General features: G+C 61.5%; 2 protein-coding genes. Both read left to right on the top strand.

The window, feature by feature from the left end; translation table 11 throughout:
- The first annotated feature begins 131 nt into the window (after positions 1–131).
- Positions 132–860 carry an arsenical resistance protein ArsH gene (gene arsH / locus A2I95_RS35375; protein ID WP_027258156.1) on the top strand — a complete coding sequence of 243 codons (729 nt, stop codon included), beginning with the start codon at positions 132–134 and terminating at the stop codon, positions 858–860.
- Positions 861–1,486: 626 nt separating this feature from the next.
- A partial coding sequence (locus A2I95_RS35370) for a serine protease (protein ID WP_367153196.1) occupies positions 1,487–1,762 on the top strand: 276 nt, incomplete at its 3' end.

Here is a 1,762-nt window from a genome sequence, read left to right as displayed (position 1 = left end):
GCTGATGAGCGAATACCAGGAAGCGATGGAGGACGGCATCATCACCGTGAACGAGGCCAAGCGGCTGTTGCGGGAAACGGTGCTGTTGCAGCAGGTTCTGCTGGATATGAAGCTGCATCTGGAGGAAGACAGTGCCTGAGGCCGGTGACGGGGTCAGCCTGCCTGCCATCGCGGAAAGTGAGCTGCACCCGATTGACGTGGACGCGCTGGCGGCGCCGGGTGATCCGCGCCATGCGCCGCGCATTCTGCTGCTGTACGGCTCCCTGCGCGCGGTGAGCTATTCCCGTAAGGCGGCAGAGGAAGCGGCACGGGTGCTGCGCGCCTTGGGTTGCGAGACGCGGATTTTCGACCCTTCAGGCCTGCCGCTGCCGGATGATGCGGGCGCGGCGGAACATCCCAAAGTGGCAGAGCTGCGCGATCTGGCAGTCTGGTCCGAAGGCATGGTCTGGTCCAGCCCGGAGCGCCATGGTGCAATGACCGGCATCATGAAGCTGCAGATCGACTGGTTGCCCTTGTCCTTGCAGGGCGGTATCCGCACCACCCAGGGCAAGACGCTGGCGGTGATGCAGGTCTCGGGCGGCTCGCAAAGCTTCAATGCGGTCAACCAGATGCGCATTCTGGGCCGCTGGATGCGGATGCTGACCATTCCGAACCAAAGCTCGATCCCCAAGGCTTGGCTGGAATTCGGGGAGGGCGAGCGCCTGCCCGAGGGTCCGTTCTACCGCCGTCTGGTGGATGTGATGGAAGAGCTGGTGAAATTCACCTGGCTGGTGCGCGGCCGCAAGGACTATCTGACAGACCGCTATTCGGAGCGGCTGGAGAGCGCCCAAGAGGTGCATCAGCGGGTATCGCAGAAATAACAGCCTTGGGGCGGTGCCCCTGGCGCAGACAGACCCAAGCCCCGGCGCCGCTGCCGGGGCTTTTTGATTCAGATCAGCGGTATCACCGGCACGTCGCAGGCAGCCAGGGCCAGGAGGGCGGTCAGAAACAGTGTCAGGCGCATTCAAGGGCTCCGGTGTCAGCAATCGGGTCTGGCCAGCTTGCAGCGGCAATGCCGCTGCCGCAAGGCCCGGGCGGTACAGGTATTGGGGTGGCCCGGAATTTCTTTTCCCGCAAGGGGTGTGTCGCGCAGTTAAGAAATTGGGCAGCGTACAGCCCGGCGTTTAGGCGTTTGTTAAGGCTCATTTTCGCCGCAATTGAGCCGTGAAGTTACTGCCTGCGTTGGAATTTGCATGGAAACAGGGGGATTCCTGAATTTCCTTCCTAACGAAACCCGGCGGATTTTCCCTTGTTTTTAAGAGGTTTTTTCGAAAATCGCGGCGGCCTGTTAAGTAAATAAGGGGTTTGAGAGTTCCGTCCCCGGCAGAACCGCCCGGCGTTAAGGTTTTGTTAATCTTGTCTCATTCTGCCCATGTTTCTGCCAGCGCGGCACCGCAGCAAGCCGCATTCCAGCCTCAGGACTCACCGACCATAGCAGCGTGGGAACATGGAGTGGGTCATGAGACGATTACTGGCAATTGCAGCTTCCGTATTCATCGGTTTCAGCGCCGGAGCCGCCGCGGCCGGGCAGCCTGCGCCTGTGCCGTCCGTGCCGGGATGGGAAGCTGTGGGGCGCCTGAACATTGGTGGCAGAGCCATGTGCACAGCCAGCCTGATTGCGCCTGACATGGTGCTGACGGCGGCCCATTGCATGTATGACATCCGCAATGGCCGGGCGGTCAATCCGCGGAGCCTCAAATTCGAAGCGGGCCTCAACGGCCGC

The organism is Leisingera sp. F5 (assembly GCF_001593695.1).
This window is presented reverse-complemented; position numbering and strand designations above follow the sequence as displayed.